This window comes from Mucilaginibacter sp. CAU 1740 (assembly GCF_039839285.1).
Lineage (GTDB): Bacteria > Bacteroidota > Bacteroidia > Sphingobacteriales > Sphingobacteriaceae > Mucilaginibacter.
In genome coordinates this window covers 369,863-391,964 of the sequence record NZ_JBDOQS010000004.1, presented here as the reverse complement: position 1 = coordinate 391,964, position 22,102 = coordinate 369,863, and the positions used below count along the sequence as shown (strand labels likewise).

Below are 22,102 nucleotides of genomic sequence, written 5' to 3'. Positions count from 1 at the left end.
ATTTTTAGGCATTTCTCATTTTGATAAATTTGAGGCATGGAAAATTTCAGCATCAGCAAAATCACTGTTGATCAGGTTGCTAAGCTTCGGCAAATAAGCACACAAACTTTTACCGAAACCTTTGCCGCGGTTAACACGGAAGAGGATATGGCTCAATACGTTGCCGAAAGTTTATCTGTTGATAAACTAACCGCCGAAGTGAGCAATGAACTATCGCAATTTTATTTCGCGGTGATAGCTGGTGAAATTGTTGGCTACCTGAAACTGAACCTCGGCACAGCCCAAACAGAATTAAAAGAAAACACCGGGCTTGAAATTGAACGGATCTACGTATTAAAAGAATTTCATGGCAAACAGGTTGGTCAGCTATTATATAATAAGGCGATTGATGTAGCCAACGAGATCAATGCCGAATATGTATGGCTTGGTGTATGGGAAAAGAATTTCAGAGCGATGAGGTTTTATGAAAAAAATGGCTTTGTTGCTTTCGATAAGCACCCTTTTTGGTTAGGAACTGATGAGCAGATCGATATCATGATGAAGAAAGTTTTACTACCGGAAAATACATCAGCCGATGATAAGCTATTATCGAAGCCAACAACAACGTAACGATCAGAATAGTCATCCAAACAAAAGCGCGGGATAGTGCGATTCCCTCCCCTGGGAGGGTGTAGGGAGGGGTTTCATTACCATGCACATAAATCAAGGCGTACAAACCCCTCCCTCCCACTTCACAATCTACCACCCCCTCCCAAGGGAATTAAAAAATGAGGCATCAACAATTAAAACAATGGAGAAAAAGAAAATATTCCTTATCCTGCTCATATTAGGCACCGCATTTTGGGGCATCTCATTTTCGGTTACTAAATTGGCCATCGGCCATAGCTCATCATCTACCTTTTTGTTCTATCGCTTTTCGGCAGCTACGATGGTGCTTTCGGTGATATTTTTCAAAAGGATAAAAGCGCTTAGCCTGAAGGCAATAAAAACAGGTGTTGAGCTTGCAATCCCGCTTACCGCCGGGATCTATTTACAAACCCTCGGCATTAAATACAGTTCGGCATCGCAATGCGCGTTTGTGGCCGGGATGTGCGTGGTTATTATACCGATGATGAAGATCCTGTTCTACAGGTCATTTCCACCACTAAAGGTATGGATAGCTGCCGCGATAGCACTCGCCGGGCTATTTATTATCTCGATAAAAAACGATTTCACCGTAAACATAGGCGATTTATATACCATTGCCGGATCATTCGCTTTTGCCTTTTATCTTATTAAAGTGGAGAAACATTCTGGCAGGGAAGACATTGTATCAACCGTGGTACCCATGTTTGCAGCCTGCGCGTTGATCACTTTTTGCCTCGCCCTTACAGATAGCAACGCCAACTGGATGCCACAAAATAATGAATTTTGGATAGGGATAGTATTTTGCTCGTTGTTTTCAACAGCCTACATGTACACCATATCAAACGTGGCCCAACGCTATATCAGCGCCGAAAGGGTATCCATCATTTATCTGTTTGAGCCGGTATTTGGGGCCATAGCCGCCTTCTTTATTTTGGGTGAGGAATTATCATGGCGATTGGTATTGGGCGGTAGCCTGATCTTTGGGGCAATGCTTATTTCGGAATTGAAGTATCCGCGCTGGTCGCTTTTTAAAAAACAATGCCTGATCATCTGGTCGGGCATTGTTTTTAAATTGATGGTCTGTCACTTTTCCATCGCGGTTTCTATTTGTTTGATCAGTACCTCCCTTTTCATAGGGTAACCAGCCTTAGATTGCTCATAGCCGCCATCTTTATTAATAACGATATAAGTAGGAAAACCATTTGAATTAACTTTGGTCATAACATCTTTTGTAAGATTTGTATTAGCAAGGATCTGTGTGCCATCTAAACCAAGGTATACGATAAAATCCTTCCATTTCTTTTCATTGTCGATATCATAGTTGGCAACGTAGAAAAAGATAACGTCTTTACCTTTAAAATGACTTTTTAAAGCCTCGGCGTTTTTAGTTATTTCTTCCCTGCAAGGCCCGCACCAGGTACCCCACATATCTATCAGTGCTGTTTTGCCTTTAGCCAACGCGAGTACCTCGCTAAATGTATTGAGTTTGGTTCCGTTATCGGTTAGAAATACGGCGCTTTCATTAACCGGGCGATTCTGCTTAAGAGCCACCTGGTCAATACTGCTTTTAAACTTATCAACATACTTACTGTTAGGAAACTGCTGTTTAAAGCGTTCGAATATAGAGATGAGATTAGATGGATTATTGGTATAGAGCGCTTCATTCAACAAAGCAGCGTAAGCAAAACAAGCGGCTTCGCCATGAAAAGATTTATTGATTATTTTTTCAGTTAACAGATTACTATTATCATCCAAAAATGATTTTCTACCGGCAACCGTATCCGCTCCATACCATTGTTTAAAAAACTCTACGGGCTGTTCGCTGCTCATAACCCATAGCCTTTCTTTTTCGCGTAATAAAAAATCCCTGATCAGGTCGCGATAGTTGGCAGCGTCCATGGCAGCGTCATTATCCAAAGGCGCGGTTTTAAACAAGCTATCAGTAATACGCTGCCATTTTGCATAGTTGCTTTTATATGCCTTTTCAACCCGGAATTTGTTATCTTCTTTAAAGTTATAAAATTGATACGCTGCAAAATAATTAAGATCGTGCTGCTTGCTTTTTATAAAAGCCGGACTTGGCTTAAACGTGGATATATAATTATTCAATATATTTTTTGAAGCATGGTATTCTTTGTTGATTGCTGCAATAACCCTATCCGGAATAGTATCTCCATAAAATGGGTCCGGATTAAATTTCAAAATATCGGCAAACATAGGCTGGCTGTTTTCACTGCCTTTGCCTGTAACTGTTATGCCATAATTTCTCGACTTGAAATCCGCTTTAAATGAAATATCATCTCCAGGCGAAAGAAATATATCATGATCTATTATTTGATAAGGCTGAATATCTGAACTTTGAATACGTAAGGTTATAAACTGCGGCTTATCTATATTAACCACAATCACCGCCGGTTTTTCCTTATCCAAATTGATCAGATAATCTTCTTTCTTTAAAAAATCGAGACCAAGCACATCATTTTGCCAAAAATAGTAAGCCTTAGCACTGGTAGTGTTCTTAACTTTTACATGAATTTTTGCGGTTTGAGCAACAACGTTATATGCCGATAAACATACAGCAAACAAGGATACTAACAAGGTTTTCATAAGGTACGCGGTTTATAAAATGAAGATAGGTGTTAATATTAAAAGCAACATTCAATTTAACACGTTTTAACGTTTATAGCAATAGTTACCAATAGTAGCAAACAATGGCATAATTTTGTAAATACAATATACAGGTTACAGCATTTTTATATCTTTGCCCCATCTGCTTCCGTAGTTCAATGGATAGAATTATGGTTTCCGGTACCATCGATATGAGTTCGAATCTCGTCGGGAGCACAAAAAAAGGATAGTCCGGTTGGGCTATCCTTTTTTGTTTTTAGTTATTGAGTTCCGCATACTTTTTCCTAAACGCCGTCGGGTTCTCTCCTTTATATTTCTTAAAGATCCTGTTCAGGTGGCTTTCATCGGTAAAGCCAAACTCATACGCTATTTCGCCCATCCGCTTATCTGTGTATTGCAACCTCGTTTCTATCAGTTTTATTTTATAGCCGGTGATGTATTGCTGCAAGCTTTCGCCGGTGGTTTTCTTGAAATACTCGCTGATGTAATTTGGCGAGAGGTTAAAACACGAGGCCATATGTTCGACACGTAAACGCTCGGGCTGGTAAATGTTTTCGTGGATATAGTTAAGCAGCGGCAAGGTAGTGGCCGAAGGCTGTTTAATTATATCGGCACGTTGCTGCAGGGTAATATTACGGGCCGCTATGGTAATGATGGCGTTCATCACCTGCTCCAGCACCTGGTTATGTTGCGGGTATAGGTTTGAAGTTTCCCTGATCAGCGCCTCTACCATTGCCCGCACCAGTGGTTTATCCGTTACCGTTTTCAGGATGCAGCCGGGCAGGTGATTGTGATTATGGAAGATGAATTCCATCTTTTTAACCCATTGGTCGCTTTGGGTTTTGAGATAGCTATCCGTAAAGTGGATAAAATAAAAGCGGGTAAGGTCATGCACCTCAAAACCATGCTTATCCTCCGGGAAGATCAAAAAAAACTTATTGGCGGTGTATGGCAATTCATGTTCGTTAATGATCTGCACGCCTGTGCCCTCCAACGTAAAAACCATCTCAAAAAAAGTATTACGGTGTGGTTTAGCTGTATAGCTATCGGTTTCAAGCAGTTCAAGCTCGTAAGGGCGATAAAGGTTTTTGATCTCCATACCCGTAAAGTTACATATGATACCCGGAAATGTACAAAGCCAACGCCCCGATAATACGGAACTTTGACATATCAAAACAAACAACGACATGAACACTACATCATTTTTAATTTTAAGGCTTACCATAGGCGCCAGTATGTTTGGCCACGGCCTTGTTCGCTTACCAAAATTGGCCATGTTTAGTAACTGGATGGTAGGCACTTTTGAAAAATCAATACTCCCTAAAGCCATGGTAACCCCATTTAGTTACCTGTTGCCCATTGCCGAGTTTACTATAGGTTTATTACTAATCTCGGGCTTATTCACCAAACCAGCTCTTATTGGCGGCGGCGTGGTGATGATGATACTGATATTCGGTAGCTGTATGATCGAGAACTGGGAGATCCTGCCATCACAATTAATTCACGCCGCTTTCTTTGCTGTACTGCTTCAGTTTGCGGCTAACAATACATACGCTTTAGATAACCTTTTCCTAAAAAAATAATACCATGAGCTCACGAAGAGAATTTATGAAACAGGGCGGCCTGCTGGGTTTGGCCGGTTTGGTGGGCAGTAGCTTAACAGCGTCTGCTCAGGAAAATAAAACCACTAACAATAATAACACCTCAAAATGGGCCGATGGTTCGAGGTTGGTGGTATCGGTATCAATGCAGTTTGAGGCTGGCGGTCAGCCGGACAATGCCGAAAGTCCTTTTCCACAAAATATGCAAAAAGGCTTTATTGATTTGCCGGGCGCAACCTGGTTTCAGTACGGCTACAAAGAAGGCATCCCCCGTATGTTGGATAACTGGGATAAGCTGGGCATCAAAGTAACCTCGCACATGGTAGGTTCGGCAGTGCTTAAAAACCCAGCGTTGGCTAAAGAAATTGTAGACCGCGGTCACGAGGCCGCCGCTCACGGCATGAACTGGGCTACAGAATACACCATGCCCTACGAACAGGAAAAACAGTTTATAAAAGATGGTGCCGACGCCATTAAAAAAGTAACCGGTTTTACCCCGGTAGGCTACAATGCCAACTGGCTGCGCCGAGGCGAAAACACATTAAAAATATTACAGGAGCTGGGCTTTGTTTATCACATCGATGATTTGAGCCGCGACGAGCCGTTTATCATCCCGGTAAACCAAAAAGATTTTGTAGTGGTACCCTACACCATCCGCAATAATGATATTGTACTGATAGAGGGTAAAAACTTCTCTACAGATCAGTTCCTATCACAAGTAAAAATGGATTTCGACCAGCTGTATGTCGAGGCCGAATTTAAACGCCGCCAGATGTCAATCAGCTTTCACGATAGGATCGGCGGTACACCGCAAATGGTTAAAGCCGCTACCGAGCTGATCAAATACATTCAACAACATAAAGGCGTAAGCTTTAAACGGAAGGATGAGATTGCCAGAATGGCAATAGCAGATAAGACTACGATAAGGGAGAGTTGAGGTAGGGATGCAAGTTCTTTTAAGGCATCAGACCAGCAGCGACACAGCATAAAAACATGTCATTGCGAGGAACGAAGCAATCGCACGCTATACAGAGTCGCCCTGTAAAGCGTGCGATTGCCACGTCGCGCCAACGCACTTTCCCACGCAGCTCCTCGCAATGACATATTTTTTTCAAATTATCTTCTTCTTTCTAATTCTCCTTCATCCCCGGATACTGATCAAAAAGCGCTTTCAACTTCTGCGCTATTTCGGGATATTCTTTGATCACGTTGGTGCGTTCGCTTGGATCGTAAGCAAGGTTAAACAACTCGGTTTGGGCAGGCAGCGGCGAACCGGCTACTCCGCCAACATTGTTATTAGCTTTTACTTCACGATATTTCCAATCGCCCTGGCGTACGGCCTCGCAAACGCTGTTGTTATAGTAGTAAATTGGGCGGTGCCATGGGTGCTTAGGTGCTTTGCCTGTTAGTACATCGGCAATTGATTGTCCGTCAAGCGTGCGACCTTTTGGCAGCGGGGCACCTGTCCATTTAGCCAGGGTAGGCAAAACATCAAGGTTGCTCATCATGCTGGTAATGCTTGCGCCAACTGGAGTATGGTTTTTCCAGTAAACGATGAACGGCTCGCGCACACCACCTTCGTACGATAAACCTTTGCTACCACGGAAAACACCTGCAGTACCGGCATCCCAATGTTTGGTGGCATTATCGCCCAGCATCCGGTTAGGGAAATCTATCCATGGGCCGTTATCGCTCGAGAACATAAAGATGGTATTATCGGCAAGGCCTTGTTTTTCCAACTCGGCCCAAACTTCGCTAAGGCTTTCATCCAGTTGTTCAACTACATCACCCAAATGGCCGCCATCGCTGCGGTTTTTATTTTTTTTAGGTGACGCGAAAGCAACTGGCAAATGCGGCATGTTGTGGGCAAGATAAAGGAAGAAAGGCTTATCGCTCCCCTTCTGCTTTTTGATATAACTGATGGCTTCGCGCTTGTAAAGATCAACCAGCGACGAATCGGCAGGTTTCAGAATCTCAGGCTTATGGTTACGGAACACTTTAATAGTAGTATCGGTTTGAACATAAGGCGCGCGATAATCATGGCTGTACAACAAGCCATAGTACGAATCGAATCCCTGCGCCATAGGATGATTATAGGCGGCATGATCGCCAAGGTGCCATTTACCTATCATGGCGGTTTTGTAGCCAGCTTGTTTCAGCATTTCGGCGATTGTAACTTCCTGATCGGGGATACCCAATGACGATCCGGGACCAATAGGGTAAGGCAAGTTCATTCTTGATGCATAGCGACCGGTAAGCAATGATGCCCGCGATGGCGTACAGGTTGGACTGCTTACTACATAATTGGTTGCACGCACCCCTTTCTGAGCCATTTTATCCAGAAATGGCGTGCGGATAACAGGGTTGCCGTAGCAGCTTAGGTCGGAGTAGCCCATATCATCGGCCAATACAAAAATGATATTGGGAAGTTGCTTTTTTTGTGCCGATGAATAATTGCATATCGACATAAAGGCCAATAAAAACAGGCCTTTAAAGGTTTGTTTGGTTAGATACTTCATTACCGGGTGAAGATAATACATCATATAAAAGCATAACCAAAGTAATTTATCTTTTACAAAAGCTTACAACTTAAGTTAGGGCTAAGAAAAATGGATTTTATATAATAGAATAAAAATGTCATTTCGATAGAGCGGCGGGGGAGGCGCGAGGGGGCGAAAGAGAAATCTTGTACGCCCTGCTAAGCGGCTTTGCATTCGTTAAAGCAAGGCGTACAAGATTTCTCCTCCCCCCGGCACACAATGCTCTACAGGTTCGTCGAAATGACAACGGTTTTTATTATTCCTAACTCACGTTAACCGCTACTTATCGGCATGCCGTAGCATCTCCCGGTGCTCTTTGCCCCATTTAATCATCTCCAAAATAATATTGCCAAAACTGCGGCAATACTCGGTAGATTCATATTCTATCAGCACCGGCGAAGTAGGCGTAACAGTACGCTTAACAAGCTTATTCATCTCCATTGATTTTAGCTCGCGCGATAACATGCGCGTGGTGATGCCGGGGATACTGCGCTCAATTTCCCGAAAACGTCTGTTCCCGTTACATATTGAATTGATGATAGGCAGTGTCCATTTTCCGCCGATGACGTACATGGTATCTTGTAGCGCCTGCCGCTCATCGGCATGATTACGTTGGTGTGACGTTATTGGTGCATCCATACTGATATACTCTGTGTAACTGGTTACAAAATTATACCATTCGCATTATAATTTTGCATCATCAAAATAAAAACAATGTCAAAAACAATTTTTATAACCGGAACCAGTAGCGGCCTGGGCAAATTAACCGCCAAACATTTCGCGCAACAAGGCTGGAACGTAGCCGCAACCATGCGCTCGCCCGAAAAGGAAACAGAACTTACCCAATACCCCAAAATTAAAATTTTCAAGCTGGATGTAACCAACCTTGAGCAGGTTAAAACTGCTACAGAACAGGCTATAGCTACATTCGGGAAAATTGATGTAGTGGTAAACAATGCCGGCATGGGAACTTATGGTGCTTTGGAACTTGCTAAAGAAGAAGATATCGACTGGCAATTCGCGGTAAATACCCGTGGGCCTATCAATATCATCAGGGCTTTTTTGCCGCACTTCAGGCAAAACAATGGCGGGATGTTTATCAACATCAGTTCGTTTATGGGGATCACTACAGCGGTACCTTTAGGCTCATTGTACAACATGTCGAAATTCGCGTTAGAGGGCTTAACAGAGGGGCTTTACTATGAACTTAAACCCCTCAACATCCACTTAAGGCTGATTGAGCAAGGCGGATCAAAAGGCAACAACTTTGTTGATAGCGTAGTATGGAACCAAGACCCGGACATAACCGAGTATAACGAACTTACTAACAAACTGAAAAACCTGATGGGCGGACGCGATGAATCGCAGCTTGACGACCCAATGATGATCGTAAATGCTATCGATGACCTGGCAACAGGTAAAAGCGATCAGTTCCGCACCGTGTTGGGCGATATGGGAAATATGTTGATGAATATGCGCAATACGATGCCTATTGAGGAATACATGGAGAAGATGACGGCATTTTTTTAAAGAACCTTGATTTTTAGGATTAGAGGATTTGCATGATAGTTAAGTGTCTATTTCCTCCGATAAAACCAATATATCCTCCACGTTATTGCGAGGTCCGAAGCAATCGCACGGAAGCCGGGCGGTTATGCAAATCCGCTCTGCATAGTTCACGATCGCTTCGTACCTCGCAATGACGACCTTGTTAGTTGAGCTTCCTAACAAAACAACTTGAGCTTTTTAACAAAACGCCCGCTACCTTATCAGCCTAACTTTGTATCATCAAAACAAATAAAAAAGAGATGAAAAAAGTATGGTTTATAACAGGTAGCGCCCGCGGATTAGGTCGCTCACTTACCGAAGCGGTTTTAGCAACCGGTGATCATGTAGCCGCTACTGCCCGCAACCCCGAACAATTAAAAGATCTGGCCGATAAATACCCGGGCCAGGTTTATCCTATAAAATTAGATGTTACCGATTACACAGCAGTACACAAAGCAGTAGCCGATACAGTAGCGCATTTTGGTAAAATTGATGTATTGGTTAATAATGCAGGTTTCGGCATCATTGGTGCAGCCGAAGCCTTTACCGATGAGCAGGTTCGCAGCCAGCTGGAAACAAATTTGTATGCCCCTATTGAGATAACCCGCGCGGTATTGCCTTATATGCGCAAACAACGTTCGGGCCGCATTTTACAGATCAGTTCGGTTGGTGGCCGTATTGGCAATGCCGGTTTGAGTATGTACCAGGCCGCTAAATTTGGTTTGAGCGGTTTTACCGAAGCTTTATCAAAAGAAGTAAAACCGTTAGGCATATTAGTTACAAGTGTTGAGCCGGGCGGTTTCCGTACCGATTGGGCAGGCGATTCGATGAGTTACGCGCCAAAGGTTGAAGGATACGAGCAAACTGTTGATGCCCGTGCCGATTTTATGTCGACCGGTAAATTTGTCCCGGTGGGTGATCCATATAAGGCGGCCAAAGTTATGGTTGAGTTGGTTGAAAACCCCGAGCCACCAATGCACCTGATATTAGGCAGCGAGGCCGCCGCCTTATTAACCCTTGCTGATGAAGCCCGCAAGGCCGAGTTTGAAAAATGGCTGCCGGTTACTAAATCGACAGACCATGATGAGGCTGGCGATTTTATGAATACGGCATATGGTAAGGCGATAGCGGCCCAGAAAGCTTAACTCCCCCCTTCCCCTACGCTGTCGTGTCTTCACGACAGCGAACTCGCCACCTGGCTATCCCTATCTTAGGGCATGCAAGCGGGCGTGAAGACACGCCCTTCAGGAATCGAGGATCAAGTTAAGCCCTACCCACGCTGTCGTGTCTCCACGACAGCGAACTCGCCCACTTTCTTATCCCCACCCAACGACATGCAAGTGGACGTGAGGACACGTCCGCCGGGGATAGAAAAGAAGGTCAAACTTGCGAAGTTTTAAAAACTTCGCAAGTTTTTACATGTATTACTAAATTTGATCAATATGCCAACGCCAAAAACATCACCACGTATAGTTTATTCCTGCTACTCGGAAGTTAGTCGCGCGGGCGAGCAGTTTATTGCCGACCATATATTTGGCTACATCCTCTCCGGCGATTCGGAGCTATATGTTAATGGCAAAAACTATTACTTTAAACAAGGCGATTACCGTTTTTTAAAACGCAACGAGCTGGCCAAATTTGCCAAACATCCACCACAAGGCGGCGAGTTTAAAACCATCACCATTGGCATGGACCAGGATACGCTTAAAGCCATGAGTTCCGAACTGGATCTGCAGGCCGACGGCCATTACACCGGCGACAGCGCCCTGTTTTTAAAACCGAATGCCCTGTTCAGCAATTATATTCAATCGCTGAGCCCCTACATGGATAAAACCGTCGATGAGATCAACCCGGCACTCACCCGCCACAAGGTTAAAGAAGCGGTAATGATTTTACTGGAAACCAATCCTGAATTAAAAAACGTATTGTTTGATTTTAGCGAACCCGGCAAAATAGATCTCGAGGCCTTCATGACCAAAAACTACAAGTTTAATGTTGATATCAACCGCTTTGCCTATTTAACCGGCCGCAGCCTGGCAACCTTTAAGCGAGATTTTGAACGAATCTTCAACACCTCACCTAACCGCTGGATCCAAACCCAACGATTAAAAGATGCTTATTACCTGCTGAAAGAAAAAGGAGAAAAAGTATCGGATGTGTATATGGATGTGGGCTTTAAAGACCTCTCCCACTTTTCATTCGCCTTTAAAAAAGCTTATGGGGTAGCGCCTTCGGCGGTTTAGCCGCCGAGAGGCAGGAGATCAAGAGTTAAGAATCAAGACATAAAAAAGCCAGGAAAAAGATAGAATATCTAATCTTCTTCCTGGCTTTCATATTAATAAGTCTCAATTCTAACTTCTTGAATCTTGACTCTTGATTTCTTGTCTCTCGCCCTTAAACGTTAAACCTAAAGTGCATAATGTCGCCATCCTGCACAATGTAGGTTTTACCCTCAACGCCAAGCTTGCCGTTTTCTTTAATGGTAGCTTCGTTACCGTTAAATTTCACAAAGTCGTCGTATTTAATAACCTCGGCACGGATAAAACCTTTTTCAAAATCGGTGTGGATCACACCTGCAGCTTGCGGCGCGGTGAAACCTTCCGTAATTGTCCATGCACGTACTTCCTGCACACCTGCGGTAAAGTAAGTGGCAAGGTTCAATAAGCGGTAAGCCGCTTTGATCAGTTTATTAACGCCCGATTCAGTTAAACCCAAATCATCCAAAAACATCTGGCGCTCTTCGTAAGTTTCCAGTTGCGAAATTTCAGATTCTATCTGGGCTGAAATGATCAGTACTTCGGCATTCTCTTCTTTTACAACTTCTTTTACTTTTTCAACATAAGCGTTGCCGGTATTTACCGAAGCTTCATCAACGTTACAAACGTAAAGTACCGGTTTGGCGGTTAACAACCAAAGGTCGGCTACGTATTCTTTATCCTCTTCTTCAACAGGGGCGGTACGGGCCGATTTGCCCGAAAGCATGTGATTTTTGTAAACGGTTAAAACATCAAAGGTTTTTTTAGCCTCTTTGTCGCCACCGGTTTTAGCCATCTTTTCAACCTTCTGAATCTTTTTCTCGATAGATTCCAAGTCCTTCAGTTGCAATTCAGTATCGATGATCTCTTTATCACGGATCGGATCAACCGAGCCATCTACGTGGATCACATTATCATTATCAAAACAACGTAGTACGTGAATAATAGCGTTGGTAGCGCGGATGTTACCTAAAAACTGGTTACCCAAGCCCTCGCCTTTGCTGGCACCTTTAACCAAGCCGGCAATATCAACAATCTCGATAGTGTTGGGCACTATGCTTTTAGGGTTAACTATTTCGGTAAGTTTGGTTAAGCGCTCATCAGGCACGGTTATTACGCCTACGTTTGGCTCAATAGTACAAAACGGAAAGTTAGCCGCCTGTGCCTTAGCGTTTGATAAGCAATTAAAAAGTGTTGATTTACCTACGTTTGGCAAACCTACTATCCCACATTGTAAACCCATTTTTGTGTATTTAGTTGATTGTGTGAATGGTTGATTGAGTTGATTAGGTTTTATTTTTTTATAAACTAATCAACCATTTAACCTAATAAACCACTCACTTTAAAAAGCGCAAAGATAACAGAAAATTTTGCCTTATAATTTGAAAAAATAAACGACTTTTGCGCACGAAAAAAGAAGCTAAAAATATTTTAACACCGATGTAAAAAAGGAGGGCCTATATATGGAAGAAATGGTTGAGCAAGTAGAATTGTTGCTGGAAAAACAAGACGACACCCAATTACAGGAATATTTGAACAACCTCAACATATCGGATGTTGAAGAACTGATTGGAGAACTTCCTGAACATGGCCCCAAATTCATCGAAACCCTATCGCTTAACCGCTCGGTTAACGTATTCCGGATCCTTGATTTCCCGGTGCAGGAACGCATCATCAAAAAACTTTCGGCCCAAAAGCTTGAGGACCTTGTTAACGAACTCCCTCCCGACGACCGTACCGCACTTTTCAGCGAATTACATGGCGATGCTGTTCAAAAACTAATCCAGAAACTCTCGCGCGAAAACCGCGAAGAAGCCCTGAAGCTTTTAGGTTACGAAGAAGAGAGCATAGGTCGGTTGATGACACCCGATTATATTGCGGTAAAACGCAACTGGGACGTAAGCCGCGTACTATCCCACATCCGCAGGTATGGTAAAAACTCCGAGACTATTGATGTGATCTATGTGATTGACGAGCAAGGGGTACTGCTTGATGATATCCGGATAAGGGAGATACTTTTGGTAAAACCCGAAACCAAGGTAAGCGAACTGATGGACGGTCGCCTGATCTCGCTTAGCGCGAATGATCCGCAGGAAGAAGCCATCAACGTATTCAGGATGAATAACCGCACTGCCCTGCCCGTGGTTGACGCAAGCGACGTTTTGCTGGGCATTGTAACGGTAGATGACATCCTTTGGATAGCTAATGAAGAATATACTGAAGACATCCAGCGCATTGGTGGTACCGAAGCCTTAGATGAACCATACCTTGACATCAACCTTTTTAAGCTGGTAAAAAAACGTGTAGGCTGGCTTATCATTTTGTTTTTAGGCGAGATGCTTACCGCTACAGCCATGGGCTATTTTGGTGATGAAATATCAAAAGTGGTAGTACTGGCCTATTTTATCCCCCTTATCATCTCGAGTGGTGGTAATAGTGGATCACAAGCTTCTACACTTATCATCCAGGCCATGGCCCTTGGCGAGGTTACCCTTGCCGATTGGTGGCGGGTTATGCGTCGGGAACTCCTTTCGGGATTAATGCTCGGTATTTGTTTAGGCTTGATAGGCTTTATACGCATAGCTGCCTGGAGCATGTTTAGCACCATTTATGGCCCACATTGGTTGCTGGTAGGCCTTACCGTTGGTACTTCGCTTATTGGTATTGTTTTATGGGGATCACTATCTGGTTCGATGTTGCCTTTGCTGCTTAAAAAGCTTGGTGCCGACCCTGCCACTTCATCAGCACCGTTCGTAGCAACTTTGGTTGACGTCACCGGCCTCATCATTTATTTTACCATTGCCGTTATATTTATGCGCGGGATACTTTTATAAAATCCACGGCACATCCCATAAAAAAGCCCTGCTATCATAACAATAGCAGGGCTTTATATTTTTAGTTTAGTGTTGTTTATTATAAATTTTCGAAAGTGAAATCCTCATCGGCCGAAGCACGGGCAATCTCCGGGTTTTCGCTGTACTCGTAACGTTTTTCAACTACTTCCTGGTTCGATTTGATATAGTCGATAGTGTCTTTCAAACCTTCGGCAAATTTTTCGAAATCCTCTTTATATAAAAAGATCTTGTGCTTTACAAACACCCCATCTTCCAAACGTTTTTTGCTTTCTGTAATCGTAACATAGTAATCGTTTGAACGGGTTGCTTTTACATCAAAAAAATAAGTCCGCTTCCCAGCCCTCACCTTCTTTGAATAAACCTCTTCGCGCTCTCTATTGTCAAAATCTCCCATATATATTTACCTGTAATTAGTTTTGGTTGGCATAAATATAAATAAAATTTCAAAGTGCAAGTATTTTATTCGTTTTTATTGAAGTTTTTGAAACAAAAGTGTCATTTTTTTGTAGAGACGGGCATAGTTATGCCTTACGCGTCCTGCTCCTCTTCCAGCAACTGCTTTTCATAAAGCTCAAAGTAGGTACCTTTAAGCTGCATCAAATATTCGTGATTGCCCTGCTCAACTATCTCGCCGTTATCCATTACCAATATCTTGTCAGCATTTTTTATGGTAGATATGCGGTGCGCTATGATCATACTGGTTTTACCCTGCATCACACGGCCAAGGTTATTCAATATCTCCTCTTCTGTACGGGTATCAACTGCAGATAGACAATCATCAAATATCAATATCTGCGGGTGTTTAAATATGGCCCTTGCAATAGATACACGTTGCTTTTGGCCGCCTGAAAGGGTTACACCACGTTCGCCTATCAAAGTAGTAAAACCTTGCTCCAGTTCAATGATGTTATTATATACCGCGGCATCCTTAGCGGCCTGCTCAACCACGGGCATATCCAACACATCGGCACTAAAGGCAATGTTATTAGCAATGGTATCCGAAAACAAGAAAACCTCCTGAGGTACAAAACCTATCTGCGAACGGTAGTTTTCCAGATGGAGCGAAGTTACCGGGCGGTAGTCTATCATCACCTGCCCATCGGTGGTATCATACATCCGCATTACCAGGTTGGCGATTGTTGATTTCCCTGAACCTGTACGGCCGATAACGGCCAGCATCTGCCCCGGCTCTACCGTAAACGATACATTTTTTAATGCTTCGATCCCGGTATCCGGATAGGTAAACGATACATTCTCGAACCTGATATGCCCGCTTAGCTGATGCTTTTCGCCAGTCGGGGAAGTGATCTCAGGCTCGGTATGTAAAAACTCGTTAATACGTTTTTGCGATGCAGCGGCGCGTTGCACCAGTGAGGTTACCCAGCCCAACGAGATCACCGGGAATGAGAGCATATTGAGGTAAACAATAAACTCGGCAATGTTACCTGCTGTGATGTTACCTTTAATCACTTCTACCCCACCTACATAAACGGTGATAACATTGGCCAACCCTACAAGAAATAACATGGTTGGGAAAAACATGGCCTGCACCTTGGCCAGAGCCATCGAGTGTACTTTATAATCCTCGCTCTCTTTGGCAAAGTTATCCCGCACATAAGCTTCCCGCACGTACGATTTGATCACCCGAATACCAGAAAAATTTTCCTGAACAAAGCTGGATAAGCCCGAAAGCCGCTCCTGGATCTGCTCGCTGCGGTGATTTATTACATTGTTAACATAGTAGATAACCCCTGCAAGGATTGGCAGCGGCAATACCGAAAATATGGCCAGCTGCACATTAACCGTAAGCATGGCATAGATCACCATAATAAAAAGCACCACGGTATTAATGGAGTACATGATACCCGGCCCAAGGTACATGCGCACCCGGCTTACATCCTCTGTTACCCGGTTCATCAAATCGCCGGTGTTGTGGCGGCGGTAAAAGGCAAGGGAAAGTTTTTGGTAGTGGCTATAGATCTCGTTTTTCAGATCGTACTCGATATGGCGCGACATCAGGATGATGGTTTGCCTCATAAAAAACAAGAACAAGCCCCTAAGCAGTGCCAGCACCAATACTAACGTACCAAACAGCAATAAACTGGAACCGAAAATATCATAAATAAAACTCTGCCTGTTAAAGCCCGCGAATAGCTGGTAGGCCCCGATATTTTCTGTAACCAGATCAAAAGCTACTCGGATAACCTGCGCCGGCAGTACGCCAAACACGTTCGAGATAATTACAAACAGCACACCAGGTATTAAGCGCCAGCGGTATTTGGAAAAGAATTTATTGAGGTACGCGAGGTCTTTCATTTATTGTAAGTCCGAAGTCGCAAGTATAAAGTCGCAAGTCGTCCGGTAATCAAAAGTATTAAAATTTGGGCAGAGTGATTAAGGGGAAAAGTCGGGAGGATGTAAGAATGTTACAATGACGGTGGGTGTGAAATTAGTGAAAAAGATGGGTGTTCAACTTTTGAAGGTGTAAACACTTACACTTTTTCACAACATTGAACACCATTAACAATCAACAAGTTACAATTTTATAAAAATCATTTTCTATCAACTTGAACATACCAATATTGATAATCAATATCTTACGATTTTTAATTATAAAACATTGAACACCCGTTTTTCAAAAATTGAACACTGACAAGGTGATGTCAGTAAAAGGCCTAAAAAACGATCAATAGTAAGTTTCGGTTGAGGCCACTAATGAGAGCAATTCCAGTTCTGGCTCCACTTCCAATCCACTTGCATGGAGTTCATCGGCAAATTTCTTGAACGATTCGAGGCTGGTTAGCACTTCGTGTGCTTCCTCACTTTCGCATTGATCAAAGTGCATAAAAGTTTTACCATCGGGTAGCAGCCAGGCACCGTATTTAATGCCGGGATGATTTAGCGTTTTTAGTTCGGCTACTACAGCAGCTATGTTTTGTTGGTTTATAGGGGCGTATTGGGCCGTGGTGGTGTATTGTACGCGGATCACTTTCATAATGCAGGTTTTTATTTTAAAGATAGAAATTCAAGGAGTATTATTTGTAATGAGACTATCGTATGCGATAAGTAAACCAAAATGAAACGTTACCCATCAAGCAAACAAATGCACCCCACGTCAAAAAACATGTACATTTTGACAACGCCCCAAAGCAATGAATTTATTTATTTGCGGTAGCACCAAATAACCAATTCATTTACCCAATCTACTTCTCCGGCCAACATAGCCGCTTATAAATCACACCCCAAACATGATGTTTTTTAAAAAATTAACCGCATGCGCATTCCTGTCGCTGGCGATGTCACAACAGCTATCAGCCCAGGCAAAACCAATCGAACTGGTTTCGCCAAATGGCGGGTTAAAAGTATCTATCAGCTTAACCGATAAAATATATTACTCTATAACCGGTAATAACCAGGCACTATTAACCAACAACCATTTAGCCCTCACCCTGCCCGATGGCACACTTGGCCAAAACCCCAAACTAATAACTGCCAAAACAACCAAAGTTAGCGGAACAATTAAACCATACGTTTCGCTCAAATTCGCTACCGTAGCCAATAACTACAACGATCTGTTGCTAAGTTTTAAAGGAAATTACAAGGTTGAGTTCCGCGCTTTTGACGATGGTATTGCCTATCGTTTTATAACCAATAAAAAGGGAGATGTAGAAGTGTTGAATGAAGATTTCACAGTCAATTTCCCAGCCGACTACCTGCTTCACATCCAGGCCAGCGACGGCTTTAAAACCGCCTACGAAGAGCCTTACAAGCACCAGGAAGCATCTACATGGAAACCAACGGATAAAATGGCCAACCTGCCTGCTTTAATTGATACCAAAAAGCAATACAAAATACTGATCAGCGAATCAGACCTGTCTGATTATCCCGGCCTCTTCCTTAAAAGCACGGGTAATAATGGTATGGAAGGCGCTTTTCCCAAAGTCCCGCTGGAGGCTGAACCGGATGGCGACCGAGACCAAAAGATCTTAAAATCGGCCGATTATATTGCTAAAACCAGCGGAACCCGCAATTTCCCCTGGAGGTATTTCGTGATCGCTAAAGATGATAAGCAACTGATAGAAAACACAATGACCTTGAAGCTGGCAGCTCCAAGCCAAATCGCCAACCCAACCTGGATAAAACCGGGCCAGGCAAGTTGGGAATGGTGGAACGACGCCAGCCCTTACGGCCCGGATGTAAATTTTGTGGCAGGTTACAACCTGGATACCTACAAGTATTACATCGACTTCGCCTCGAAATACGGCATCAAATACATTGTGATGGATGAAGGCTGGGCTAAAACCACCACCGACCCTTACACACCAAACCCAAAGGTTGATGTGCAGGAATTGATAAGGTATGGCAAAACAAAAAACGTAAGCATTATTCTTTGGCTTACCTGGTTAACGGTTCACAACAATATGGGGCTTTTCAAAACTTTTCATGATTGGGGCATAAAAGGTGTTAAAATCGATTTCATGAACCGCAGCGACCAATGGATGGTAAACTATTATGAAAATGTAATTAAGGAGGCAGCTAAGAACGAGATCTTTGTAGATTTTCATGGCGCGTTCAAACCTTCGGGACTGGAATATAAGTACCCTAACCTACTTTCGTACGAGGGTGTACGGGGATTGGAACAAATGGGCGGCTGTACGCCCGATAACAGCGTTTACCTGCCATTTATCCGCAACGCGGTTGGTCCGATGGATTTTACACCCGGTGCCATGATCAATATGCAGCCCGAAGTAAACAGGGCTGCACGGCCAAACGCTTCGGGCGTGGGCACAAGGGCGTACCAGCTTGCACTATATGTTGTTTTTGAAAGCGGCGTACAAATGCTGGCCGATAACCCAACCCTTTACTACCGCAGCCCGGATTGTACAGAATTTATCACCAGCGTACCCACTACCTGGGACGAAACCAAAGCCCTGGCGGCCGAAGCCGGTGAGCTGGCCGTAGTTGCCAAGCGCAAAGGCACACGATGGTTTGTTGGCGCAATTACCAACGGTAAAGAAACTACAAGGAGCGTTGAGCTCAACTTCGACTTTTTAGAAAAAGGAAAAACCTACACCATGACTTATTTTGAAGATGGTATCAACGCAGGAAGGCAAGCTATGGATTATCGCCAAAAAAGCATGCAGGTTAAAGCGGGAGATAAAATCACCATTAAAATGGTGCGGAATGGCGGCTGGGCGGCTGTGTTAAAATAACAAACTTCTATCAAATAATACCGATCCCAGGATGTGACATACATCCGGGATCGGTATTTTACATCAAATCAGACGCTTTTTTCGTCAAACCTTATTTCACAACGGTAGCCTCCAACTCCACCTTCAAAGTTTCAAAAAGGCTTTTCACTTCCAATAACGTAAGCGCCTGCTTTACGCCGTGCTTAGCCACCCAATCCTGAAAAATATTAAAATGCGGCCATAGTTCGGCGGTCGATGTGGTGTAGATATTTAACCTAACAATCCCTTTGGGTTCATAACCTGCTTTGCTGATCACTTTCTCCAGGTTTTCGAGGGCTTTAATTAATTGTGTTTTCATATCGGCATCGCTTGATATGCCATCATCGCTTATGGCCGTTTGGCCGGATATGTATAATGTGCTTTCTACATTTTTTGCTTCAACAGCTTGTGCATAGCTGCGTTGATCCTGCCATTGCCAGGGGTTAATGATCCGTTTTTCCATTTTACCTTTCTTTTGATTTTGCGCCAACGCTGGCACAGTTATTATTAATAGTACTGTTAAAACTTTTGCTGCTTTTTTCATGGTCGCGACGTAAAAAATTGACACAGCAAAGTTTGCAATAGCACCTGGAATGCACTGTTGACCTACCTCACGATTATAAAGTGAGGTACATCACAATTCATCAATATAACCGGCTGAGGGTTTCGCGGGATACGCCAAGGTAAGCGGCTACTAAACTTTTGGGGATCCGCTGAATAAGAGAGGGGTATTGTTTAATTAACTGTTCGTAACGCTCGCGCGCGTTTGATGTTAGGGAGGATATGATACGGCGTTGTGACGCGATGAACCCAAAGTTGGCTTTTTCGAGAAAGAACAGTTCCATTTTTTGCAGCCCGGCGCAAAGTGCCCGATAGTCATGAAGCGAGAAGCATAACACCTCGGTATCTTCAAGACACTCTAACGACATGGTGGCTTTTGATCCGGTATAAAAAGCATAAAAATCGCTTTCCCACCAATCCTCCATCGCAAAGGAAACAATGTGTTCTTTCCCGGTATCATCGGTGTAAACCAGTTTCAAAAGGCCAGAGAGCACAAAGTAATGATACTTTACCGGTTCGCCTACCTGGATCAGAAATTGGTGTTTTTTATACTTCTTAAAGGTAAAATGGTTGCAGACAAAGGCAAACTCATCGTCGCTAAGCGGCACTATTTTTTCTATATGTTCGCGTAGCAGGTGCATTGAAATCGTGACGCTTGATTGTGCAAAGTTAAGGTATCAACCATAAATTTATTTGATTAGTTTTATGGTTATAATAAGAAACCTTATCATGAGGTCAGGAATAAAAACCATTCTTAAAAAAAAGATTATTGGCATCCTACTGCCTTCAATCATTTCAATAACTGCCTGTAGTCACAAAAAGACAGAAGTGCAAACAACAAACACACAAAAACAACTTGCAGAAGGGCCCACTCCGTACGCAAGGTTAGTTAATAACGAAAAGGAACGAACCCGCCTTTGGAGAGCAGCCATAGATAGCGGCGACTGTAACGCTTATAACAAAATTGCCATTGCATACCTGATGACTTATAAAGAAGTAGATCTTTATTATTATTCATTAATTATGGCCAACAAGTATCATTGCCCCGAAGCCTATCGCAATATGAATGCAATTTTAACCCATGAGGCGTCTGCCGGGGATATAGTAATGCTGAGTAATGACGCCGACACCAAAAACCTGGCTAACTATTATCTTTTCAAAGCCATGGAATTAGGTTCAGAACAAGCCAGGAACGATATCGAGTTAGAGTTTGGGAAAGGAAAACATCTACCCAATTCATCATTCTTTTTAAAGAAAATAATGGCTCATTAAGAAGTCGTTATTTATTGATCAAAGCTTAAGCATTAACCGGATATGCACCATCACTTAACTTTGCATTAAATGAAATACTTAAGATATATAATACTATTAGCGCTGTTTATCGGGATGGTTTTATGGCTTAACAAACATAACGATGAAGACATCGCTAAATCAGAAAAACTATTACATAACGGCATAAAGTTTAGCGGTGAAGTGATAAATACAAAAGTTTCCAACAACCACGCTTTCGGTATTATTTACCTGAAACTAAAAAGCACAAACACTACTAAGTTTATCAAATCTGCACCCAAAGCCGAGTTCCCTTACAGGATCAACGGCGATAAGGCCGAACTTTACACTACTATTGGTGATGGCCTTGCTCCGGGAGATAGCATATCCGTTATTTCGGACAGTGTAAGAGCTATTTTTTATCAGCTAAAAAGCAGACAGAAATATGAGAGTTTTATTGAAGTGATTAAAGATCCATTCAACATTGAATTTATAAATGACAACAACTTTATAAAGGTGCCGAACAGATAAACTTTATCTACCTCGTTAACTCCCCATCACCATACTCAACCACAATCCCTTCCGCAAACACTTCGTCATAATTACCCTCTGCGTATTTTTCAGCTACTTTAAGCAATACCTCGTCGGTAACATCTACCCCACCCCTATTTTTCCGGTTAATTTTGATCATATCAATAGTATAAATAGGTCCCCAGGGAAAGCCCCACCAACCAAATAGTAGCGAAAGTGTGTTGTAATGTTTTTTAAATTTAGCTTGAGATTCGCCCACTCTTATTAAATGGGGTGGTGATATTAAGCGGTAGGTAAATGCTATTACAGATATGCAGTAGCCATATATCACTATTTTACCGCCGTTATCAATACATTGGTAAAATTCATTGATAGTAATTCCGTTTGTGTTTTTTATGGTATAGGTTTTCATTGTTGTATTACATATCTAATATACTGATATAATGCAATTCAGCA

22 protein-coding genes and 1 tRNA gene are annotated in these 22,102 nt (G+C 43.0%); 12 read left to right on the top strand and 11 right to left on the bottom strand.

Annotated features, from left to right (window positions below):
- Positions 1-36 precede the first annotated feature (36 nt).
- Entirely contained in the window at positions 37-609 is a 573-nt protein-coding gene (locus AAFN85_RS12120) for a GNAT family N-acetyltransferase (protein WP_347527554.1), read from the top strand.
- A 181-nt stretch (positions 610-790) separates the two neighbouring features.
- Positions 791-1,768 (top strand): DMT family transporter, encoded by a 978-nt coding sequence (locus AAFN85_RS12115; RefSeq protein WP_347527553.1) that lies wholly within the window; start codon positions 791-793, stop codon positions 1,766-1,768.
- Here the strand turns inward: AAFN85_RS12115 and AAFN85_RS12110 are convergent.
- Positions 1,711-3,234, bottom strand: a complete 1,524-nt coding sequence (locus AAFN85_RS12110; protein ID WP_347527552.1) for a TlpA disulfide reductase family protein — start codon at positions 3,232-3,234, stop codon at positions 1,711-1,713. The genes AAFN85_RS12115 and AAFN85_RS12110 overlap by 58 nt on opposite strands.
- Positions 3,235-3,399: 165 nt before the next feature.
- On the opposite strand from AAFN85_RS12110, the gene AAFN85_RS12105 reads away from it, so the two are divergent.
- A tRNA-Arg gene (locus tag AAFN85_RS12105) sits at positions 3,400-3,471 on the top strand.
- Between the two features lie 40 nt (positions 3,472-3,511).
- Here AAFN85_RS12105 and AAFN85_RS12100 read toward each other — a convergent pair.
- The gene (locus AAFN85_RS12100; protein ID WP_347527550.1) at positions 3,512-4,354 is read right to left on the bottom strand and encodes an AraC family transcriptional regulator; all 843 of its coding nucleotides are present in this window, start codon (positions 4,352-4,354) and stop codon (positions 3,512-3,514) included.
- An 88-nt stretch (positions 4,355-4,442) separates the two neighbouring features.
- Between AAFN85_RS12100 and AAFN85_RS12095 the strand changes: the two genes are divergently transcribed.
- Complete coding sequence (locus tag AAFN85_RS12095; protein ID WP_347527549.1) at positions 4,443-4,838, top strand: DoxX family membrane protein; 396 nt, start codon at positions 4,443-4,445, stop codon at positions 4,836-4,838.
- 4 nt (positions 4,839-4,842) lie between these two features.
- Positions 4,843-5,793 (top strand): polysaccharide deacetylase family protein, encoded by a 951-nt coding sequence (locus AAFN85_RS12090; RefSeq protein ID WP_347527548.1) that lies wholly within the window; start codon positions 4,843-4,845, stop codon positions 5,791-5,793.
- A 193-nt stretch (positions 5,794-5,986) separates the two neighbouring features.
- Here AAFN85_RS12090 and AAFN85_RS12085 read toward each other — a convergent pair whose 3' ends face one another.
- Both AAFN85_RS12085 and AAFN85_RS12080 read right to left on the bottom strand, forming a co-directional pair.
- Entirely contained in the window at positions 5,987-7,375 is a 1,389-nt protein-coding gene (locus AAFN85_RS12085) for a sulfatase (RefSeq protein WP_347527547.1), read from the bottom strand.
- A gap of 300 nt (positions 7,376-7,675) precedes the next feature.
- Positions 7,676-8,035, bottom strand: coding sequence for a helix-turn-helix domain-containing protein (locus AAFN85_RS12080; protein ID WP_347527546.1), 360 nt, complete (start codon positions 8,033-8,035; stop codon positions 7,676-7,678).
- A gap of 75 nt (positions 8,036-8,110) precedes the next feature.
- Here AAFN85_RS12080 and AAFN85_RS12075 point away from each other — a divergent pair, with 75 nt between their 5' ends.
- The 3 genes from AAFN85_RS12075 (at position 8,111) to AAFN85_RS12065 (ending at position 11,187) form a co-directional block, all read left to right on the top strand.
- Positions 8,111-8,926, top strand: coding sequence for an SDR family oxidoreductase (locus AAFN85_RS12075; RefSeq protein WP_347527545.1), 816 nt, complete (start codon positions 8,111-8,113; stop codon positions 8,924-8,926).
- Between the two features lie 278 nt (positions 8,927-9,204).
- Positions 9,205-10,089 carry an oxidoreductase gene (locus tag AAFN85_RS12070; protein ID WP_347527543.1) on the top strand — a complete coding sequence of 295 codons (885 nt, stop codon included), beginning with the start codon at positions 9,205-9,207 and terminating at the stop codon, positions 10,087-10,089.
- Between the two features lie 297 nt (positions 10,090-10,386).
- Positions 10,387-11,187 carry an AraC family transcriptional regulator gene (locus AAFN85_RS12065; RefSeq protein WP_347527542.1) on the top strand — a complete coding sequence of 267 codons (801 nt, stop codon included), beginning with the start codon at positions 10,387-10,389 and terminating at the stop codon, positions 11,185-11,187.
- 151 nt (positions 11,188-11,338) lie between these two features.
- Here the strand turns inward: AAFN85_RS12065 and ychF are convergent, their stop codons facing one another.
- Complete coding sequence (ychF, locus tag AAFN85_RS12060; protein WP_347527541.1) at positions 11,339-12,442, bottom strand: redox-regulated ATPase YchF; 1,104 nt, start codon at positions 12,440-12,442, stop codon at positions 11,339-11,341.
- 220 nt (positions 12,443-12,662) lie between these two features.
- Here ychF and mgtE point away from each other — a divergent pair, with 220 nt between their 5' ends.
- Positions 12,663-14,033 (top strand): magnesium transporter, encoded by a 1,371-nt coding sequence (gene mgtE / locus AAFN85_RS12055; protein WP_347527540.1) that lies wholly within the window; start codon positions 12,663-12,665, stop codon positions 14,031-14,033.
- Positions 14,034-14,112: 79 nt separating this feature from the next.
- Here the strand turns inward: mgtE and AAFN85_RS12050 are convergent, their stop codons facing one another.
- From AAFN85_RS12050 to AAFN85_RS12040, 3 genes are all read right to left on the bottom strand, one after another.
- The gene (locus AAFN85_RS12050) at positions 14,113-14,448 is read right to left on the bottom strand and encodes a DUF3276 family protein (protein ID WP_347527539.1); all 336 of its coding nucleotides are present in this window, start codon (positions 14,446-14,448) and stop codon (positions 14,113-14,115) included.
- Between the two features lie 134 nt (positions 14,449-14,582).
- Positions 14,583-16,370 carry an ABC transporter ATP-binding protein gene (locus AAFN85_RS12045; RefSeq protein ID WP_347527538.1) on the bottom strand — a complete coding sequence of 596 codons (1,788 nt, stop codon included), beginning with the start codon at positions 16,368-16,370 and terminating at the stop codon, positions 14,583-14,585.
- A 370-nt stretch (positions 16,371-16,740) separates the two neighbouring features.
- Positions 16,741-17,049 carry a hypothetical protein gene (locus AAFN85_RS12040; protein WP_347527536.1) on the bottom strand — a complete coding sequence of 103 codons (309 nt, stop codon included), beginning with the start codon at positions 17,047-17,049 and terminating at the stop codon, positions 16,741-16,743.
- A gap of 253 nt (positions 17,050-17,302) precedes the next feature.
- Between AAFN85_RS12040 and AAFN85_RS12035 the strand changes: the two genes are divergently transcribed.
- On the top strand, positions 17,303-19,267 hold the full coding sequence (locus AAFN85_RS12035) for a glycoside hydrolase family 97 protein (RefSeq protein WP_347527535.1): 1,965 nt from the start codon (positions 17,303-17,305) through the stop codon (positions 19,265-19,267).
- A gap of 91 nt (positions 19,268-19,358) precedes the next feature.
- Here the strand turns inward: AAFN85_RS12035 and AAFN85_RS12030 are convergent, their stop codons facing one another.
- Together AAFN85_RS12030 and AAFN85_RS12025 are read right to left on the bottom strand one after the other, a co-directional pair.
- A complete protein-coding gene (locus tag AAFN85_RS12030) occupies positions 19,359-19,829 on the bottom strand; it encodes a RidA family protein (RefSeq protein WP_347527534.1) in 471 nt (156 codons plus the stop codon).
- A gap of 100 nt (positions 19,830-19,929) precedes the next feature.
- Positions 19,930-20,487: a Crp/Fnr family transcriptional regulator gene (locus AAFN85_RS12025; protein WP_347527533.1), complete on the bottom strand. Its 558-nt coding sequence runs from the start codon at positions 20,485-20,487 to the stop codon at positions 19,930-19,932.
- A gap of 88 nt (positions 20,488-20,575) precedes the next feature.
- On the opposite strand from AAFN85_RS12025, the gene AAFN85_RS12020 reads away from it, so the two are divergent.
- Positions 20,576-21,118: a hypothetical protein gene (locus AAFN85_RS12020; protein ID WP_347527532.1), complete on the top strand. Its 543-nt coding sequence runs from the start codon at positions 20,576-20,578 to the stop codon at positions 21,116-21,118.
- A gap of 69 nt (positions 21,119-21,187) precedes the next feature.
- Positions 21,188-21,646: a hypothetical protein gene (locus AAFN85_RS12015; RefSeq protein ID WP_347527531.1), complete on the top strand. Its 459-nt coding sequence runs from the start codon at positions 21,188-21,190 to the stop codon at positions 21,644-21,646.
- Between the two features lie 7 nt (positions 21,647-21,653).
- Here AAFN85_RS12015 and AAFN85_RS12010 read toward each other — a convergent pair whose 3' ends face one another.
- The gene (locus tag AAFN85_RS12010) at positions 21,654-22,058 is read right to left on the bottom strand and encodes a hypothetical protein (RefSeq protein ID WP_347527530.1); all 405 of its coding nucleotides are present in this window, start codon (positions 22,056-22,058) and stop codon (positions 21,654-21,656) included.
- Positions 22,059-22,102: the final 44 nt, after the last annotated feature.

Coding starts and splice junctions, on each gene's coding strand:
- AAFN85_RS12120 (WP_347527554.1), top strand. CDS start 37: ATGGAAAATTTCAGCATCAGCAAAATCACTGTTGATCAGGTTGCTAAG.
- AAFN85_RS12115 (WP_347527553.1), top strand. CDS start 791: ATGGAGAAAAAGAAAATATTCCTTATCCTGCTCATATTAGGCACCGCA.
- AAFN85_RS12110 (WP_347527552.1), bottom strand. CDS start 3,234: ATGAAAACCTTGTTAGTATCCTTGTTTGCTGTATGTTTATCGGCATAT.
- AAFN85_RS12100 (WP_347527550.1), bottom strand. CDS start 4,354: ATGGAGATCAAAAACCTTTATCGCCCTTACGAGCTTGAACTGCTTGAA.
- AAFN85_RS12095 (WP_347527549.1), top strand. CDS start 4,443: ATGAACACTACATCATTTTTAATTTTAAGGCTTACCATAGGCGCCAGT.
- AAFN85_RS12090 (WP_347527548.1), top strand. CDS start 4,843: ATGAGCTCACGAAGAGAATTTATGAAACAGGGCGGCCTGCTGGGTTTG.
- AAFN85_RS12085 (WP_347527547.1), bottom strand. CDS start 7,375: ATGAAGTATCTAACCAAACAAACCTTTAAAGGCCTGTTTTTATTGGCC.
- AAFN85_RS12080 (WP_347527546.1), bottom strand. CDS start 8,035: ATGGATGCACCAATAACGTCACACCAACGTAATCATGCCGATGAGCGG.
- AAFN85_RS12075 (WP_347527545.1), top strand. CDS start 8,111: ATGTCAAAAACAATTTTTATAACCGGAACCAGTAGCGGCCTGGGCAAA.
- AAFN85_RS12070 (WP_347527543.1), top strand. CDS start 9,205: ATGAAAAAAGTATGGTTTATAACAGGTAGCGCCCGCGGATTAGGTCGC.
- AAFN85_RS12065 (WP_347527542.1), top strand. CDS start 10,387: ATGCCAACGCCAAAAACATCACCACGTATAGTTTATTCCTGCTACTCG.
- ychF (WP_347527541.1), bottom strand. CDS start 12,442: ATGGGTTTACAATGTGGGATAGTAGGTTTGCCAAACGTAGGTAAATCA.
- mgtE (WP_347527540.1), top strand. CDS start 12,663: ATGGAAGAAATGGTTGAGCAAGTAGAATTGTTGCTGGAAAAACAAGAC.
- AAFN85_RS12050 (WP_347527539.1), bottom strand. CDS start 14,448: ATGGGAGATTTTGACAATAGAGAGCGCGAAGAGGTTTATTCAAAGAAG.
- AAFN85_RS12045 (WP_347527538.1), bottom strand. CDS start 16,370: ATGAAAGACCTCGCGTACCTCAATAAATTCTTTTCCAAATACCGCTGG.
- AAFN85_RS12040 (WP_347527536.1), bottom strand. CDS start 17,049: ATGAAAGTGATCCGCGTACAATACACCACCACGGCCCAATACGCCCCT.
- AAFN85_RS12035 (WP_347527535.1), top strand. CDS start 17,303: ATGATGTTTTTTAAAAAATTAACCGCATGCGCATTCCTGTCGCTGGCG.
- AAFN85_RS12030 (WP_347527534.1), bottom strand. CDS start 19,829: ATGAAAAAAGCAGCAAAAGTTTTAACAGTACTATTAATAATAACTGTG.
- AAFN85_RS12025 (WP_347527533.1), bottom strand. CDS start 20,487: ATGCACCTGCTACGCGAACATATAGAAAAAATAGTGCCGCTTAGCGAC.
- AAFN85_RS12020 (WP_347527532.1), top strand. CDS start 20,576: ATGAGGTCAGGAATAAAAACCATTCTTAAAAAAAAGATTATTGGCATC.
- AAFN85_RS12015 (WP_347527531.1), top strand. CDS start 21,188: ATGAAATACTTAAGATATATAATACTATTAGCGCTGTTTATCGGGATG.
- AAFN85_RS12010 (WP_347527530.1), bottom strand. CDS start 22,058: ATGAAAACCTATACCATAAAAAACACAAACGGAATTACTATCAATGAA.